Origin of the sequence: Priestia taiwanensis (assembly GCF_014638355.1) — a bacterium.
Lineage (GTDB): Bacteria > Bacillota > Bacilli > Bacillales > Bacillaceae_G > Priestia_D > Priestia_D taiwanensis.
Genome location: NZ_BMFK01000018.1, coordinates 1 through 835, shown reverse-complemented (window position 1 = coordinate 835; position 835 = coordinate 1). Strand labels below are relative to the sequence as shown.

The 835-nt window shown below is 52.3% G+C and carries 1 rRNA gene; it reads right to left on the bottom strand.

The annotated features are described in order from the left end of the window. Nucleotides 1-835: ribosomal RNA gene (locus tag IEV41_RS19885) — 23S ribosomal RNA — on the bottom strand; the annotation flags it as partial.

Sequence of the window (835 nt, the reverse complement as noted above, 5' to 3'; positions counted from 1 at the left end):
ACCTATCCTGTACAAGCTGTACCAAAATTCAATATCAGGCTACAGTAAAGCTCCACGGGGTCTTTCCGTCCTGTCGCGGGTAACCAGCATCTTCACTGGTACTATAATTTCACCGAGTCTCTCGTTGAGACAGTGCCCAAGTCGTTACACCTTTCGTGCGGGTCGGAACTTACCCGACAAGGAATTTCGCTACCTTAGGACCGTTATAGTTACGGCCGCCGTTTACTGGGGCTTCGATTCAGAGCTTCTCCGTAAGGATAACCCCTCCTCTTAACCTTCCAGCACCGGGCAGGTGTCAGCCCCTATACTTCGCCTTACGGCTTCGCAGAGACCTGTGTTTTTGCTAAACAGTCGCTTGGGCCTTTTCACTGCGGCTCTCCTGGGCGTTAACCCTAAAGAGCACCCCTTCTCCCGAAGTTACGGGGTCATTTTGCCGAGTTCCTTAACGAGAGTTCTCTCGCTCACCTTAGGATTCTCTCCTCGACTACCTGTGTCGGTTTGCGGTACGGGCACCTTTTACCTCGCTAGAAGCTTTTCTTGGCAGTGTGGAATCAAGGACTTCGGTACTTATATTTCCCTCGGCATCACAACTCAGCCTTCACGAAGAGCGGATTTGCCTACTCTTCAGCCTAATTGCTTACACGCACATATCCAGCAGTGCGCTCACCCTATCCTACTGCGTCCCTCCATCGCTCAAACGGTAAAGAGGTGGTACAGGAATATCAACCTGTTGTCCATCGCCTACGCCTATCGGCCTCGGCTTAGGTCCCGACTGACCCTGAGCGGACGAGCCTTCCTCAGGAAACCTTAGTCATTCGGTGGACGGGATTCTCAC